We start from the raw sequence: 16,067 nt of genomic DNA, 5'->3' as shown, positions 1-16,067 counted from the left end.
AACTATTTTACAATATTCATTGACAGAAGTGCCATTTTAACAAAACATATGCAATATATTTAACTGAACAAAACCTGATATCGCCTAAAATATGTACTAATCACTATATTTTCGCTTATTATACAATACTAAGACATATCACTAATTTTATTTTTATTCAACAAATACACCTACATTTCTTTCAATTTATTTATCAACGTCTGTGAAACCTCATCAGAATCATACTGATGAGCCGTCTTTATTGATTGCAAATTCATTGTATCTCGTTGTTTTTCTGTAAGTCTATAAAAATCAATAATTTTTTCCGCCAACTCATGGCTATTCCCTGATTCAAATAGAAAACCAGTTATCCCATCTTTAATATATTCAGGCAAACACCCTATATTAGAACCAATCACAGGACATCCGCAAGCCATAGCCTCTATTCCTACAAGACCCAAACTTTCATGGAGCATAGTTGGGAATATCATGACATCAGCCTGATTATATAATTCATTTAACTCCTGATGAGTTTTAGGACCGAGATAACTACAATATTCCAATAGATTAAGTTCCTCTATTTTTTTCTCTAGCAATTCAGTCTGCGTTCCATATCCAACAAACAAAACTCTTCTTCCTATTATTTTCCCCTTCGATTTCAATTCCGAAACGGCATCTATGAGGACATCCCACCCTTTTCCTGTATCTATTCTTGAAACATAAACAATTGTGCCTGTCAACCCTCTGTGACTATCCAAATGAGTGAATACATTTTTATCCACTCCTCCAGAAGCACTTACAAACAATTGTTTAGAAACTATTCCAGGAATCTTATCCAATACAATATTTTTAAAGTATTCTGACGGCACTACTATCAAGCTAGACTTAACAAGCAGCGGAATTGCAATACTTAATAGCTTCTCTGATGTTTTATCAATCGTGACGATATCCCCCCCATGGATATTCATAACCAGTTTAAATTTCCTAAAGCACCTACAGAATCGTAATGCTGGAGCGGAATGAGTTATTTGATGATTATAAATAAAATCATATTTCGTAAAAAGCGTCTTATAGATGATGGTAAAATAAAAAATAATATACTTATATACTTTAACTATAAAGCTATTAGAACGCCCTCGAATAAAACAGCAATCGAAAACGATATCATTCGTGTTATGTTCTATACTCTCCTTAAACATCTTTACAAATGTTCCATATGTTTTATCCTTTTCTGAAGGATACATATTTGAGATCAATAAAATTTTCATTGTTTCCTGAATATTAACGCATTCATCAACGCAAATGGAATTCCCATCAGACCGGAAAACAACAGATGTCCTGCAAAACAAGATGCCGCAAGTATAAAAACATCCATCCCGAAAACAAAATAGGCATATTGATTTATCTTCCTTTTTCTAAAAGCCTTCACGACGAGTGAAAGGTAAAATGAATAAACAATTATTACTCCCGCGATTCCATAATTGAGCAAGGTGTCCGCTTGATCCATCTCTACAGTTCTAGCTCCTCCCATCCCAAACAATTTCACTCCCAAATTCCCTTCTTCCCACTCCATTTTCTCTTCCTTCCAAAAAGTGTCACGTGAAGAATATATAGCATTTACACCATCTTTACCAAAGAAATACGTCCAACGGCTAATCGCTCCACTATAATCCAGCAATACATAGCCACAATAGAACACCACGCATACAATAGAAAGCAAAACGATCATTTTCTTTTTTGACATTTTGAGAAAAGAATAAAAAACTCCATGCTTCATGCGTACCAATGGAACAAGAATCAAACTAATCAAAACAAGAAGAATTCCCGCTTTCGTTGTTACCAGCAAAGCCGCTATTAAAAACAAACAATTAACAATAAAAAGAACCTTTTTCTTTGACGCATATCTATCATAAATAAAATAATAAGATACACCATACAAGACGGCCTGCATTCCAGACATTTCATTATGAGCGTATATAAAACCCTTACAACCCAAATTGTTTTCGTAGGCATAATATCCGATTCCAAACAATCCCACATAGATATTCAACAGAAGCACTATAGAATTAATATAAAATATCGCATGTATTTCTTTTTCAGATATACTTTCCGATTTGAATACCATAACCGCTGCATAATATATAAAAACAACATTTACAAATTTCAGCAAATGAGTGATGGTTGCACCTATTTGAGAATCAGTATTCAAAATGACAATCGTTAAAAAGGACGGAATATAAACACAAGTAAAAAACAACAGCCCTTTAAATTTTGGTAATGAACACAATATTTTGCAAGCGACCAACAAGATAAACGCCTTAAAAATAATACCAATAGGAGATCCAATACCTTTATTAAGAAAAAATCCATTTATAGTATCCACTATAGCCAAAAAGAATAAGGCCTTTATCAGTAGCTGGCTATCTTGTTTTACACTCATTATTCGTTCAATTCATTTTACATTTCACCCAATACCATAACCGTCGCTTCCAATACCCACCAACGCTCCTGACAAGATAGTAAAAATCTTTACTCCAAGGCGTCTGGTGATGATAGCGCTTTACACGAAACGTTTCCCAAGCACCTTTTACAGAATCACTCATTCCTCCTACCTGCATCACCAATATTTTCCGCTCAAGAAAAACTGCATTCATTTTTTTGCGAAGAAGAAATTCATAATCCGCACTGATCTTAAAATGAATATTAAATTCACCTATTTCCTGAAATAATTTATGGTTATGCAATGTGGATCCATGAGAAATTTCCATCCTGTCAACGAATCGTTCCCATTGATAAGGAAGTCCCCAAATCTTCAAAACCTTTCCTTTTTCATCTACAAATAAACATTGCGCACAGATAAGATCAATTGCATCCCTATTTTCCTTTGCTTGTAGAAAATTCAAATAAAAGCTCATCGCATCAGGAAGAAGATAATCATCCGCACCCAAAAACATAATCCATTCACCGGTAGCCAACCGCAAAGCTTTATTCCATGCATCATATAACCCTTTATCAGGTTCTGATTTAAAAATGTCGATTATATTGCCATAAGATTTTAAGATTTCCACCGTTTTATCCTTAGAATCACCGTCGATAACTAGCAATTCTATTTCATCTGACTTCTGGCATGCAATACTGTCAATACATCGCTTGAGTGTATTTTCAGCATTGTAAGTGGCTATAATAATAGATATTTTCTTCTTATTCATGATTTATAAATCGAATTACTTTAGGCGGAAAAAGTTATTTTGATGAAACATAATAGGCTTTCAACTTATCAATATCAGAAAGCAACTCCCAATGTTTCGAAAACCATTCTTTATCATTACCCCACCAGTGAATACTCAACAAGAAATTTATTGTTTCTTCATCATAACGATAGCGCAGAATTCTTGCAGGAATTCCACCAACGCATTTCACTTCTTGAGCGATAGAAGTAAAACGTCCTACTTTTCCTATAATATAAGAAGATGAAGCTACATACGAACCATATCCCATAGTACCGGAAAAGAAGCACTTCCCATAAATATAATTAGCCCCTTCAAAATGTGACTTCACACTAACTCTGGCAGAAATCGGGAATTTCAGTTTATTCCAATATTTGAGCTGTATGATAATATAACTAATCAGTCTTTTAATCATATTACACTCTACACATTTTTACGCTCATAGCTATCAATCATTGAGCATTTCGTATTATTTATAATATGACATCCTACACTTTTTGCATAACTTTCCAGCAAATCATGACTTAAAAACATTGTGCCACACGCTATGATATAGTCACCAACCTTCCAGACTTCATTATTATCCGTTCTCCTTACAACCTTATATTCCAAGGTTTCTTCTTCATAACTATGAGGGTATATCTGACAAAATTGATTTTTCTCATTAACTATCAAAGCAGAGAAGAATGTATGATCTACTCCATATAAGTCCATATGCTGATATCCCGCGTTAATTCCAATAAATACAGCCAAATTTGCAACTGTTTGAGGTATTGGAGAAGACAAACCCACACGATAAAAGAAATTCCTGAATCTTTCAAATCCTCTATATGTGACAGTGTTAACGCCTAAGATCTTTATATTAGAATTATCCAAACGGGAAAATTTCACAAACTGTTTCATATTTTGAGCTGGAACATATATTGTCATAGGCCACTCTACCTGATTATTCAATAGATTGAAAAGGCGAAGAACCTCTTCATCTCTCCATGAACTCTGAAAATACATCGGATCAGCAAGACAATAATATTGTGGTCGCAATTTAAAAAACAAAGAATCAAAAGCCGAAAAGTTCAGCATCAGAAAATCGGTTTGCTTTCTATAATCTTCATCCAAAAGAAAATGTACGTCTTCCTTCAAAGAGGGTCCATTAGCTATGATGGTTATTTTGTTCTTTTTCTGTCTAGACAACCGCAATACATGCTTATGCTTGGCTTTAACAACTAACACCATTAGAAAATAGACAAACTCCAACATTTTCATTATCCCATATACGATCTTTTTTATAACCGATTTCATATTCTTTTTTTTATTACATTACACACTTCTTTTAAGACATCTCTATTCACATACAATAAAAAAATAAAGGAGAGGCAATATCCTGCTATCTTCCACAACATACTTAAAGAAGATAGAATTAACATCACTATTATTATATTACCCGCCAGACTAAACACAATCTTTGATATATGACGAATCTTGACATACCTCCAGCAATAAAAACAACGACTTAATGACATAACCAAAAAAGAAAACACAACGGACAAGCAAGCTCCCATTATTCCTATATAGGGAATAAACAAAACATTAGCAATAACCGCTGCCAACGCCCCCCACACACTTGAGTAAAAGAAGTATTTACTTTCTTTAGTAGCGGAAAAATTACTCCCTGCCATACCTGATATGGCCATAAAAACAGAAGAGAGCGATAAAATCGGAACGTATTTCCAACTTTCATAATAGTTCTTATCGGCAAGGATACTAATAATCAATGGACTAAAAATGGAGATTAGACAACTGCTCAAAATCATTAATAGAATAACTGACCTAAATACTTTGTTAAAAAACTGACTATAATCCTCTTTACCGTATTCTTCCATCACCGATATTTGCCATGAAACTGCAAACACACTAAACACACTGGAAAATACTGAAGGAAACTTATTCGCCACAGCAAATAAACCGATAGCTTCCATTCCCAAATAAAATTCCATCACAGGGCGATTCAATGCACTCACCAACCACCACATGATTCCGTTTGGAATAAGCGGGACGGAATATCGTAGCATTTCTTTGCAACAATTCCATCTAATGGCAGCTAACGACAAATAACGATAAGCTCCGGAACCCAATAAAGAGTAGGCAGCAGCTCCAACATTCGCCAACACTAAAGAAAAAACAAAGCCTGCCACACCATAACGAGGAATCAAAAAGAAGGAAAAAAGTACCGTACATACGGTTAATACAATGCCTGCAACACTGAATATCACTATACGATCTATACTACGAGTAAATTGTTGAAACAGTTGCTGCCATAATTGGGCTATAAGCAGGACATATATCAACCAAAGATTCTGTATAAAACTATTTTCAATAGAATAGTAATCTGCAAGCATGCTCACGATCTTAAATATAATTCCGGCTAGCAGTAAGGCTATGACTGAAAATGCACATCCTGAAGACAAGTATTCACATTGCTTTTCTGATGATTGCCCTTTCGGAAAAACAAATATGGATTCTGCTATACAACAAGATACAATGCTCAATAAAAAGGTAACGTATATATTGATAATATCCGTCGTACCGTAATCGTCAACTGAAAGAAATCTTGTATAGAAAGGAAGCATCAACAAGCCTATCAGTTTAGAGCCTGCATTTCCTACAAAGACTAGGACAGTATTCTTACCTAATTGTGAGTATTTCCCCATCAAGTACCACTATTTATATATAGTTATACATTAGAAATCCTTTAAGTGCGATTCCATGTAAACTCGAAAATAATTTTGTAGTATTCATTTTTATTTAGTCAGAATATCCACTAATATTCCCCCCATCAACCTAACAAATTCTTTGCTTCAATAATTGTTTTAATATAAATTTGCTCTGCAACAAAAAAATCCAAAGGCGTATCTATATCAATAGCCTCTATATCAGTAGTTCTTATAAATTGGGGAGTTTTCCCTATTATATTCCGATATTTTATCAAATCACTCTTATTTATTAAGGTAAAGCCAAAATTCAAAGCTTCAATATCTGGCAAATTCTGGCTATTAGGAGCATTTAAAGGATTATAATTGATTGCTTTCCCATCTAGCCACATAAATTCTTTAATCACTGAAACTGTTGATAAACAATCAAACTCATTATCTTCTTTAAACATACTTATAGCAGCCTCCATTGTCTCTACCTTGATAAAAGGAGAAGTCACTGGACAATATGCAAATATATCGGTATCAGTAACTTGCCCTAAATGTTCAAAAAATTCACTTCCTGTACATTTTGAAGAAGCATAATAGTCCTCTCTACGATGAAATGAAACTCCCATTTCTTGTGCTATCTTAATTGCTTGTTCCGAATCAGTATTAACTATAATTTCATCAATTCCCTTAACCCTTTTAAGATTTTCTATTTTTATTGCCAAAAGATTAGATCCAGCAAAAGGACGCAAATTTTTGTCAACAACTCTCTGAGACCCCTTTCTAATAGGAACAACTGCTGTAATTTTTTCCATAATTTTAAGTTAACTTATTTATTATCGTCCAATTAGTACCTCTCTCAAAGCTTGTTTCTTTAAAGCAGATACCGAAACAGACTTATTTTATTATATTTTTACATTTCATTCAAAATTCAGAGTATGCAAACAATGAATATTAAAACTCATATCTTTAATGACATAAAGACAGTTTTCATCTCAATACGCCTTCTCCTCCCCCCTAAACACATTCGCTATTGTCTTATAAATAATATACAAATCAAGGAATATTGTCCAGTGCTCCATATACCAAATATCAGCTTTTACACGCCCTTCCATCTGTGACAAATCTTTAGTTTCACCACGAAAACCATGCGTTTGCGCCCAACCGGTTACTCCTGGTTTTATGAAATGTCTCACCATATATTTATCAATCAAACGGGCATAAGTCTCCGTATGAGCCAACATATGAGGGCGAGGACCTACTATCGACATTTCACCTTTAAAGACATTGATAAACTGTGGAAGTTCATCAATATTAGAACGTCGAAGAAAATCTCCAAAACGGGTTTTCCGAGGATCATCAACCGTTGCTTGTCTACTGTCAGCTTCATCATTGACTTTCATGGAACGGAATTTATAACACAAAAAATCTACGCCATTCAAACCAGTACGCATTTGTTTGAAGAATACAGGACCAGGAGAAGTCAACTTTATGATAATTCCCACAATGAGGTAAACAATAGGAAAAACTGTAACTAGAAAAATGCCGGATAAAACAATATCGAATATCCGTTTTAATATACGGTTTTCTACCATAGCAAGAGGCTCATAACGCAGATTCAAAATCGGCATATTACCAACCATACTGTGCCAGATACGACGGGGAAACCCCTTGCAAACATTAGGAACACCATGAAAATAAAGCAGATGGTTCTCACAATAATTCATTATAGAGAAATTATAGCGGCCCTCCTCCATAGACAAAGAACAAAAAATATGCTTAACTCCCGTTTGTCCGGACATAAAATCAGAGAAACCATCAGGACTACCCAAATAAGGACAGTGGGAGGAAAAAGCATCATTAGGTCTAATATCGAAATAACCGATTACCTCATAAATAGAAGATGCCAAAGAACTCTCCATCTCCTCATATAGCATCTGCATATTATTACCTCCCCCAATAAATACGGCATAACGTTTATGTTTACCCTTCGCACAATAGACTATCAGCAGATGACGAATAATAATGCGATAAATACTTAAAACAGCAAAGAGTATAAAAAAATAAGTGACAAAAAAAAGAGGAGAAAAAATAGAGATTCCACTAAAAGTCATGATACATGCCCAAAAGATGGAAAAGGCTATAATATTCTTTAAAACACACAATACAAGCTGATCTGCACGAATTTCCCTACTATTCCAAACTTTCCCACGAGATGCTGAACAAGCTAAATAACAGAGACTAAGAGAAGTCATCATAAAAGAGACAGTACAGGAAAAAGGCAAATACATAAAAGCCTTTTCCCAGAAGAAAAGGAGTTGGAACAAACACAGGTTCAGAATGATCAAGTCTCCCAAAACCGCAATAGACTCTACAACTTTATTTATCTGGTTAGTTGATGCCATTTCACTTAACTAATTAGATATATTAAGGCCAGAGTTCTTTAAACTTATTCAAGAAATCTTTTCCGAATAAATTCCAGGATATAACGATACAAACAGACATAAAAATAAATGCTAGAACATATATTTTCTTACTGGTTCCTGAAGGAGTCAACGGTACTACAGCAGGCTCTACAACAGCAAATACAGGTTTCTCCTCTTGAACTTTGGCTCTGGCAACCTGAAGCTGACTTGCCACTTGACTATACACTTGGTAAGCAAGACTCATATCATTCTGCAAACGCTCCTGTTCGGCACGAACACTTTGCAATATGATATTATCATGAGAATCCTGATAATCAGCATATTTCTGCTGGGCAGCATAATATTCATGCTGGCGCTCTTTGAATAACTTCTCCAGATAAAGACAATCCTCTTTTGCCTTGAAAGTACGATAGTCTATGATGTATTCCTGCAATTTCTTCACAACAGAATCAGCAACAACAGCAGCCACCTTAGGATTTTGAAAAGTTACAGCAACGGAAGTCATGGATGTCTTCTTATCCACAGAGGCAGTTATCATTTTCTTCAGAGTCCTAATCTTCTTCGACTCCTTCTTTGATAATTCGATTATCCCCTGACTTGCTTTATCAGAAGATATTAATTCATCCTCTTCAGTAAACAAGGACTTTATTCCATCAATTACCATACCAGGAAATCCTATAGCATAACTCCACCAGGGAGAAGACTCTTCATCCAAATAAGTGTTTAATGTCATCATTTCATCTTTCGTTACCGGTATGTTCATTGTGGAAAGTTCCAGTAAAAAAGGAGTAGAAGAAACAATGTCCGGAGATAAAGAAGCATTCAAAGCATCAGTACCATCACCCATAGTAACCCCACTTCCTAAAAAAGAAGCCGCCAAACTAGATAAACCACCTTCTTTATTGTTTCCCATCTCCGGAGAAAGAGTCACTTCAACCGTGTACTGTTTAGGAATACTTATTGCCACAACAATCCCAATCACCAAACCAATACCGGCTGCCTTATAGATTTTCTTACGAATGCTTATAACCTTACGAAAAAGATCTATCATCTCAATCTCCTCATCATTGTGAATATCCTGTTGTTGTCTTATTTCTTTTTCAGACGCATGTTCCATCAGAGTAGCCATAAAAGGGATTCGTTATTTCTTTATTAAGTTAGCAATAGAAGCAACCATCATTCCCAAAGTACTGAATGTAGTAGCATAACCCAAAATATTACCTATGTTAGTCTTCTTCTTAGCTTTACTAGGCACAATTATCTCACAACCCGGCTCAATCTGTTTCTTGCCACTACCTTTAACCTTAGTCACCTGACCATTCATGTATACGATAAATTTCTTACTCTTCTTCGCATTTTCAGAATAACCTCCCGCTTGATTCAGATAATAATCTATATTCTTTCCTTCCATATAAGAAACTGTATTCGGGACCATTACAGCGCCATTGATCGTAACCGTATTATTATTTTTCGGAATAGAAATCACATCACCCTCACGCAAGACAATATCTGCTGTACTTCCAGGATTCGCTAATGCTTTCTCCAAGTCAATACCAACACTAAAGGTATCTTCCACACGAACACCCAAAGAGTCCATCATAGCCTCACCCAACTGTCTGCTCATCAAGCGGATCACATCACCCATGCGTTTCTTTTCACTAGCATTGGCTACACGAGTCAATTTTGCACCACGTAAGTAGGCATAATTCGTTGTACCTCCCGCTTTATTGATTAAGTCCGAAAGACGTTCTTCACGACTGGTCATAGCATAAGAGCCTCCGAACAGAATTTCACCTTCAACAACCACATTCTGTTGAGCTTGATAACCCGGACTACGACGTACATAAACTTCATCGTAAGGTTGAAGCACAAAGCCAGGGGTTCCATCTACAATAAAGCCTTCTTTTAGGGAGAATGTATATATCTGGCCGATAGTATCGTTATCTACTGTACTACGAGGATTCTTAATTCTACGGGATACATCTACACGGACTACAGAAGCGGCTTCACGCAATCCACCTGCCTGAATAATCAAGTCTTCAAGGGTCATGTTATCAGCATAAGGATAAGAATCAGGTTTGGCTACTTCACCGTGGATTACGACGTTGCCTCTGTCTTCCAGGTCATGAATACTAGGAATATAAAGGATGTCGTTTTTCATCAGGATGATGTTTTGGGAAGCACCGTCCATGATAGCTTTAATGTCTACTGGAACAACTTCGGTAGTCAAGTCCTCACGCTGGCGGTAGAGAACGGCACGGTTCAAGAAGGCATCACCGGTCAGGCCTTGAGCTTCGTTTACCAGTTCACGGACTGTATTCAGTTTTCCATTCAACTGGTAGATGCCGGGACGATAAACGGCTCCACGGATTTCTAGTTTGTTGATGAAGCGGTTAAGGATGGCTTCGGCGGTCACAACATCACCGTTTCGCATTTTATAGACACTATAGTCAAGGTCTTTGACTGTGTTTACTTCATATTCCTGTCCGTTCTGACGTACGACACGTAAGGAACGGGTATAGGCGTCGGCTTCAAAGCCACCGGCATAGCTGATAAGAGTGGATAGACTCTCATCCTTTTTCATTTCGAAACGCATGGGACGTTTCACTTTTCCGTCGATCTTAACCAATACGTCATAGGCGGGGACTATTACTACATCCCCTTCCTGAAGACGAATGTCATCCTGAATGTTTCCTTTCATGATAAATTGGTAGACATCGATTGTGGCGATATTTTTACCATTACGTACCAGCTGCACATTACGAAGGCTTCCTATGTCACTGACTCCACCTGCACGGTAAAGTGCATGGAAGACTGTGGCAAAAGAAGAGAGGGAGTAAGTACCCGGTTGGACAACCTCACCCATTACATTGATCTGGATAGTACGTATGCTACCCAAAGTCAGACGGATGTCAGAGGTGGGATCATTCGTATTATTAAGACCATTATATATCTTGTTTAATGTCTTTTTGAGATAGTCGTTGGCTTCAGCAATGGTTAGTCCGTTCAGGTTGACAGGACCTATTTTCTGAATGTTGATCGTGCCGTCAGGAGAAATATGCTGACGGATAGTGTTCTGGCTGGCTCCCCAGATGTCGATAATCACTTCATCACCGGGACCCAGACGATAGCTTAAAGGAGTGGCGATGTTGACGCTGGGTTCAAAAGTAAGGTTACGAGTATTGAAGATGTTTCGTCCGAAAACCTGGTTGCCACGTGCGAGGTCTTGAGTGCTCGGGTGGTCTTCCAGCATATCGGAAGTATTTTCTTTCATTTCCTCACGCAGGCGTGATTCATTGACATCGGTACCTGTTGCATTGGAAGCATTGACATTGTTTTGCTGCTCATATAGTTGCTTCACACGTGTTGCCTGCTCTTTGGTCACGCCTTTGCGTGCCAGTTCGGAGGCTAGTTGCTTTTGTTCTTTACCCTGGCGGATGCCGTCCTTGACATATTCAAGAACTTGAGAGTCGCTCATGTTTTGAGCCAGCAAGGGAGAACAAACTCCCAGTATCAAAAATAGAAAAAAAGTACGAAAAAGCGTTTGTATTTTCATCGATCAATTCAAATTAGAAAAATTAGCCCACATGAATGTCTGCAGATTCAACATAACCAATAGGCATATCTACACAGGCACAGCCAAGCATATTCAACCGAACTGCAATTTTACTTTTACCATCAACACTGACCAATTCACCAACCAGTCCAGTCAAAGGTCCTTTCACAACACGAACTTTTTCGCCACGTGCCAAAGGAGAGCTATTCATACAAATAGCTTCTTCTGAATAATCAAGCATAAAACGGAAACGAGCCATCTGTTCATCAGGAATCACTGCCGGAGTACTTTCTCCACGCATCACCATATAACGGCTCACTGTAGAAAAGCTTAGAACTTCTTTACGTTCAGATGGATCAGCATGAACAAATACCATCATTGGAAGAAGAACAGATTCAACCATCTTACGACGGTCGCTCCATTGATGAATTTCCTGCTGAACAGGAACAAAAGAATCAATTCCCATCTTAGATAAACGCTCGGCAACTTTCTTCTCGTGATGCATTCGAACGAGTGCTACATACCAGCGTTTTGAGTGTGCTACGCCTTCCCCTGTCCCACTACTAGGCCCGGCATTTACTGATTTCGGTTTTGTTAAAATCATATTTTTTTACCCCATGTTCATCTGTTACTTCTTAGGTAACGGACAATACATACACAAAACATACACTACTGGAAAAATAGAAATCACACACATGACAAAGGCGTAAAATATGGAAAAGCCTAATACTCAACTAGAAATAGTTGGGATCAGGCAATAAAAAGCATAGAGCATGAAAATAAAATTATTTCATGTTCGGATAGTTTTTTGCCCTATGTTTCAGATAAAACGAAAAAAAGTGGAGGAATATTTGTTTTCTATTTGTGTTTTTGTCTATCTTTGCGTCAATTTTAAATCCGTTACCTAAGAAGTAACACACATATTTTACTTCTAATTATCAACACTTTAAATACAAATCACTTACTAATATTGCAGTTCCTAACGTAAGATAAATTCCCTTTATTTACCTCTGTACGTTCTTTAAGCCCGAAGCCTTTTAAATAGATTTGTGTGGTTTTTATAGATTTGTGTCCCAATGATTCACTAATCATTTCAATCGATACTCCCCGATACTTCGCGGTCGTTGCCCAAGAATGGCGAAGTGTGTAAGAAGTGACAGGAGACTTCAAACGTAAAGCTCTCGCTAAGTCCTTTAAACGGTTGTTGAATCGACGAAGGGCAGACTGGTATTCCCGATAAGCTCTTTCATCCGTCCTTTTTTTATCGCTACGAAGAATATCAAACAGATAATCCGGAGAATCAGGATGAGAATCCTGGTTACTACGAAGCCGGTTAATCATTTCCTTTGCAGTATCAAGTATTTCCACACTCATCGGAGTTTTAGTCTTGATACGGTTATACCGTAACACATTCTGATCTAAAGCTGATTTCTCCAGATGAGCTAAATCCGCGAATGACATTCCACAGAATTGAAACATCAGGGCAGCAATAGCCTGCGTTCGACGCAAACGCTCCGATTTGGGATCCTCATACAGAAGTCTACGTAATTCACCGATAGGCAAAGCTTTCTTTTGGCGAACATCTACTCCCGTATAAACATCATGAAACAACCGAGGCACATAAGGTGCACTACCCGCTTCTACTCCCCGGTTATAAATACTACGAAGCATACGCATATACGTAGAAATCGTATTAGGCTTCAAACCACACTCATAAAGATACTGCCCGTAACGTCGTAAACGTTCGCGGGTGACCTGTCTGAACGACACATTGGACGTGCCACAAAATTTGCTAAAAGAGAAAATAGCATTCTTATAGACATGCGCTGTAGAATGCCTCCCTTCCTTCCGCAAACGACCGATGTAGAACTCTGCACATCGGCTAAATCCATTTTTGTTCATCATTTGCATCACTAGTTATTTTATATATATACCATTTGGCAAGCGGCAAAAAAACAAATCTTTTTGCATACCTGGCACACGCTTACCAAATGTAGACTTATTTTTTCAGCATTATTAACTTTGTTAAAATTAGCAAATTATGGCTAGTAAAAAAACAACTCACAGAGAGTCTAAAACACAAGTAGAAAACGGTGCTCAAAACCTGAAAAAAGAGGGAAGAGCACATCAGAAAGGGGAAATTATCAGAAGAGTCAAACGGGAACAGTTGGAAGAGGAAGAAAGACAGGCGAAAGAGAAAGTATCAAGCACTAGGAAAGTATATCATTGCTGCGCTGACGAATAAACGGTAAGAGAATTAAAAAATATCCGGATGCCCACAAAAGGACACCCGGATATCACTCTCTTTTTACCTTCTGACTAATTACCTTTCTGAATAGTTTGCCAGATTGTAACATACCGGCTTAGTGCTATTACCTACACGGTAGATACCGAACTTGAAGTAATAACCATCATCGTCGTTACGTCCAATCATGATTTTTTCATTGTCTACAATGTGTTTACTAACCTTTTTCCCCTTTTCCTGATAGTCCATCTGCACATCGAGCATGCCCGGTTTTACAATCGTTTCCGCCTCTTTGCCATAAACTGTCCAGTCAATATGAATGCGGAATGTAATCCAGCAGTCTTTCGGAAAATCGGCATAAGGCATTTTGTAAGCAATGGTCGATGCTTTATAGTCTGATGTTACAGGTTTCATAATCGGTGTTTTTTCGGGATTTGCGTTGCAACGGTCGTCTTTATCCGTCAGCCACTTACGGTCGGAATTTGCTTTGATATAGAACCATCCGCCGGAGAACCCGAACGCCAATGGAGGATAGCCTCCTTGTTCCACGAGCCATCCGTTAGCCTTTCCGGCCTGATATACAGGATTTCCTTGCTTGTCTTTTAACGGGTTACCTTGTTTATCCAGCTTGGCAACTTTCTCGTGCCCTTCATTCTTTTTGAAAATCGTAGTCTTTTCCAGTTCAACGAACTCGTCAATCGTCAGTTTTTTCACTTCACCCTGTGGAGTCTGTACCAATGTACGATCCGGCATTCCATGCCATTGAGCAAAAATTGTCGAGACATCGCTACCCAATGAAGAAGGAATATATACGGAAAACTCATAGTCGCGGGAAGCTCCTTGCGGACAAATGCCTTTCCCATGATGATATACGGTTTTAGTGATCTGCGCTTTCTGATAAACATCGGCAGGCAGACCTTTGAAATCATCGGAAGTTGCATAACAATAAGAGAATTCCGCACGCCCTTTTGTTTCCCCTTTGGCATATCCTGACAGGGTGTTATCATCTTCCTTCAATTCAAAACGATAAGAAGGCTTACCATTGAACAGACGTGTAAAGTCGCGTTGAATTGCATGAGACTTTTTAGTCCCTACTGCTACCCAGCAATCGTCTATAATTTGATTGACGCGTGCCGAATCCGCCTGCACATTTACCCGTTCGGTAAGCGGAACCAATGTTTGTGTATCTTTGGTTTGAGCGGTCAGTGCCGTACATCCTACTGCTACCACACAGATAGCAAAAATGTTTTTCTTCATTCTATTCGGTATTAAGTTTGTTGACGGTGCAAAAATACGAAAGGCAACCCCATCGGCTGCCTTTCTTTTGTCTCAAATGTTTTCACATTTGTGCAATTTTACTGTCAACACCCGCCTACAAGCCTAATTGGGCGCTTCGTCGTTATAATCTTCTTCAAGCATATCCACTTTCTGTATACTCATTTTTCCATCAGCGGTGACCGTTATGGAAAGCGGCATATATAAATCTGTCTGCGGATAACAAACACTCGCAGCGTAGACAATTCCCTGCGGAGTAGTCTTGTCATATACAATGCCTTCCAATACGGACTTAGACAGGAAGTTCGCATCGACTACCGATGAAAAATCATTCTTGGTAAAGGTCTTGTTCAACACGGTTTCGTTACCACGCGTCAGGTGCAACACTATTTTATTGTCGACATAGGTATCTCCCATCTCGTTTGTCACATGGGGCAGATTTTCATCCGGAGTACGCGAAACGAGGGAATGATAATCTTTTCCCTTAAACTTAAAGTCGGTTTCGCTCTTAGACGTCTGCATACGCTGCAATCCGTGAGCATCCACACTATCCATCATTGCCAGTGTCGACTTATTATCTGAAGATCCTTTTTTACCGCCACATGCACTCACAGCCACTGCCAACGGCAATAAAAGCCAATAAATTAGTTTTCTCATATGTAA

General features: G+C 37.8%; 15 protein-coding genes. 1 reads left to right on the top strand and 14 read right to left on the bottom strand.

The genetic code is table 11. The features are described 5' to 3' along the window. Positions 1 to 170: 170 nt before the first annotated feature. From AB3G73_RS00900 to AB3G73_RS00845, 12 genes are all read right to left on the bottom strand, one after another. Entirely contained in the window at positions 171 to 1,247 is a 1,077-nt protein-coding gene (locus tag AB3G73_RS00900; RefSeq protein WP_367741812.1) for a glycosyltransferase family 4 protein, read from the bottom strand. Then, on the bottom strand, positions 1,244 to 2,419 hold the full coding sequence (locus tag AB3G73_RS00895; RefSeq protein WP_367741811.1) for an O-antigen ligase family protein: 1,176 nt from the start codon (positions 2,417 to 2,419) through the stop codon (positions 1,244 to 1,246). The genes AB3G73_RS00900 and AB3G73_RS00895 overlap by 4 nt, the downstream gene beginning before the upstream one ends. 7 nt (positions 2,420 to 2,426) lie before the next feature. Then, positions 2,427 to 3,188: a glycosyltransferase family 2 protein gene (locus tag AB3G73_RS00890; RefSeq protein WP_367741809.1), complete on the bottom strand. Its 762-nt coding sequence runs from the start codon at positions 3,186 to 3,188 to the stop codon at positions 2,427 to 2,429. Between the two features lie 34 nt (positions 3,189 to 3,222). Beyond that, on the bottom strand, positions 3,223 to 3,621 hold the full coding sequence (locus tag AB3G73_RS00885) for a hypothetical protein (RefSeq protein WP_367741806.1): 399 nt from the start codon (positions 3,619 to 3,621) through the stop codon (positions 3,223 to 3,225). 8 nt (positions 3,622 to 3,629) lie between these two features. After that, positions 3,630 to 4,505: a hypothetical protein gene (locus AB3G73_RS00880; protein ID WP_367741804.1), complete on the bottom strand. Its 876-nt coding sequence runs from the start codon at positions 4,503 to 4,505 to the stop codon at positions 3,630 to 3,632. Beyond that, the gene (locus AB3G73_RS00875; RefSeq protein ID WP_320979958.1) at positions 4,502 to 5,914 is read right to left on the bottom strand and encodes a polysaccharide biosynthesis C-terminal domain-containing protein; all 1,413 of its coding nucleotides are present in this window, start codon (positions 5,912 to 5,914) and stop codon (positions 4,502 to 4,504) included. Before AB3G73_RS00875 ends, AB3G73_RS00880 begins: the two co-directional genes overlap by 4 nt. Before the next feature lie 125 nt (positions 5,915 to 6,039). Continuing rightward, positions 6,040 to 6,717 (bottom strand): NTP transferase domain-containing protein, encoded by a 678-nt coding sequence (locus tag AB3G73_RS00870; RefSeq protein WP_320979959.1) that lies wholly within the window; start codon positions 6,715 to 6,717, stop codon positions 6,040 to 6,042. Positions 6,718 to 6,897: 180 nt separating this feature from the next. Beyond that, complete coding sequence (locus tag AB3G73_RS00865) at positions 6,898 to 8,307, bottom strand: undecaprenyl-phosphate glucose phosphotransferase (protein WP_367741801.1); 1,410 nt, start codon at positions 8,305 to 8,307, stop codon at positions 6,898 to 6,900. A 22-nt stretch (positions 8,308 to 8,329) separates the two neighbouring features. Next, positions 8,330 to 9,457 (bottom strand): chain-length determining protein, encoded by a 1,128-nt coding sequence (locus tag AB3G73_RS00860; RefSeq protein WP_320979961.1) that lies wholly within the window; start codon positions 9,455 to 9,457, stop codon positions 8,330 to 8,332. 12 nt (positions 9,458 to 9,469) lie between these two features. Continuing rightward, complete coding sequence (locus tag AB3G73_RS00855; protein ID WP_367741797.1) at positions 9,470 to 11,884, bottom strand: SLBB domain-containing protein; 2,415 nt, start codon at positions 11,882 to 11,884, stop codon at positions 9,470 to 9,472. A gap of 22 nt (positions 11,885 to 11,906) precedes the next feature. Then, positions 11,907 to 12,488, bottom strand: coding sequence for a UpxY family transcription antiterminator (locus AB3G73_RS00850; RefSeq protein ID WP_032846245.1), 582 nt, complete (start codon positions 12,486 to 12,488; stop codon positions 11,907 to 11,909). Positions 12,489 to 12,841: 353 nt separating this feature from the next. Further along, on the bottom strand, positions 12,842 to 13,789 hold the full coding sequence (locus AB3G73_RS00845) for a tyrosine-type DNA invertase cluster 3b (protein ID WP_272224992.1): 948 nt from the start codon (positions 13,787 to 13,789) through the stop codon (positions 12,842 to 12,844). A 136-nt stretch (positions 13,790 to 13,925) separates the two neighbouring features. Here AB3G73_RS00845 and AB3G73_RS00840 point away from each other — a divergent pair, with 136 nt between their 5' ends. Beyond that, the gene (locus AB3G73_RS00840; RefSeq protein WP_217722934.1) at positions 13,926 to 14,129 is read left to right on the top strand and encodes a hypothetical protein; all 204 of its coding nucleotides are present in this window, start codon (positions 13,926 to 13,928) and stop codon (positions 14,127 to 14,129) included. Positions 14,130 to 14,207: 78 nt separating this feature from the next. Here AB3G73_RS00840 and AB3G73_RS00835 read toward each other — a convergent pair whose 3' ends face one another. After that, positions 14,208 to 15,386: a heparin lyase I family protein gene (locus AB3G73_RS00835; RefSeq protein WP_195650179.1), complete on the bottom strand. Its 1,179-nt coding sequence runs from the start codon at positions 15,384 to 15,386 to the stop codon at positions 14,208 to 14,210. A gap of 123 nt (positions 15,387 to 15,509) precedes the next feature. Beyond that, positions 15,510 to 16,061 carry a DUF4738 domain-containing protein gene (locus AB3G73_RS00830; RefSeq protein ID WP_234133290.1) on the bottom strand — a complete coding sequence of 184 codons (552 nt, stop codon included), beginning with the start codon at positions 16,059 to 16,061 and terminating at the stop codon, positions 15,510 to 15,512. Positions 16,062 to 16,067: the final 6 nt, after the last annotated feature.

It is taken from the genome of Bacteroides sp. L008 (assembly GCF_040812255.1).
In the GTDB taxonomy this organism is placed as follows: domain Bacteria; phylum Bacteroidota; class Bacteroidia; order Bacteroidales; family Bacteroidaceae; genus Bacteroides; species Bacteroides vicugnae.
Note: the sequence above shows the minus strand (reverse complement) of the source record. Positions and strands in the feature narration are given on the sequence as shown.

Bases quoted from the DNA above. Each gene is read 5' to 3' on its own strand.
- AB3G73_RS00830 (WP_234133290.1), bottom strand. From the start codon at position 16,061: ATGAGAAAACTAATTTATTGGCTTTTATTGCCGTTGGCAGTGGCTGTG.
- AB3G73_RS00845 (WP_272224992.1), bottom strand. From the start codon at position 13,789: ATGATGAACAAAAATGGATTTAGCCGATGTGCAGAGTTCTACATCGGT.
- AB3G73_RS00870 (WP_320979959.1), bottom strand. From the start codon at position 6,717: ATGGAAAAAATTACAGCAGTTGTTCCTATTAGAAAGGGGTCTCAGAGA.
- AB3G73_RS00875 (WP_320979958.1), bottom strand. From the start codon at position 5,914: ATGGGGAAATACTCACAATTAGGTAAGAATACTGTCCTAGTCTTTGTA.
- AB3G73_RS00880 (WP_367741804.1), bottom strand. From the start codon at position 4,505: ATGAAATCGGTTATAAAAAAGATCGTATATGGGATAATGAAAATGTTG.
- AB3G73_RS00850 (WP_032846245.1), bottom strand. From the start codon at position 12,488: ATGATTTTAACAAAACCGAAATCAGTAAATGCCGGGCCTAGTAGTGGG.
- AB3G73_RS00835 (WP_195650179.1), bottom strand. From the start codon at position 15,386: ATGAAGAAAAACATTTTTGCTATCTGTGTGGTAGCAGTAGGATGTACG.
- AB3G73_RS00860 (WP_320979961.1), bottom strand. From the start codon at position 9,457: ATGGCTACTCTGATGGAACATGCGTCTGAAAAAGAAATAAGACAACAA.
- AB3G73_RS00840 (WP_217722934.1), top strand. From the start codon at position 13,926: ATGGCTAGTAAAAAAACAACTCACAGAGAGTCTAAAACACAAGTAGAA.
- AB3G73_RS00900 (WP_367741812.1), bottom strand. From the start codon at position 1,247: ATGAAAATTTTATTGATCTCAAATATGTATCCTTCAGAAAAGGATAAA.
- AB3G73_RS00855 (WP_367741797.1), bottom strand. From the start codon at position 11,884: ATGAAAATACAAACGCTTTTTCGTACTTTTTTTCTATTTTTGATACTG.
- AB3G73_RS00885 (WP_367741806.1), bottom strand. From the start codon at position 3,621: ATGATTAAAAGACTGATTAGTTATATTATCATACAGCTCAAATATTGG.
- AB3G73_RS00890 (WP_367741809.1), bottom strand. From the start codon at position 3,188: ATGAATAAGAAGAAAATATCTATTATTATAGCCACTTACAATGCTGAA.
- AB3G73_RS00865 (WP_367741801.1), bottom strand. From the start codon at position 8,307: ATGGCATCAACTAACCAGATAAATAAAGTTGTAGAGTCTATTGCGGTT.
- AB3G73_RS00895 (WP_367741811.1), bottom strand. From the start codon at position 2,419: ATGAGTGTAAAACAAGATAGCCAGCTACTGATAAAGGCCTTATTCTTT.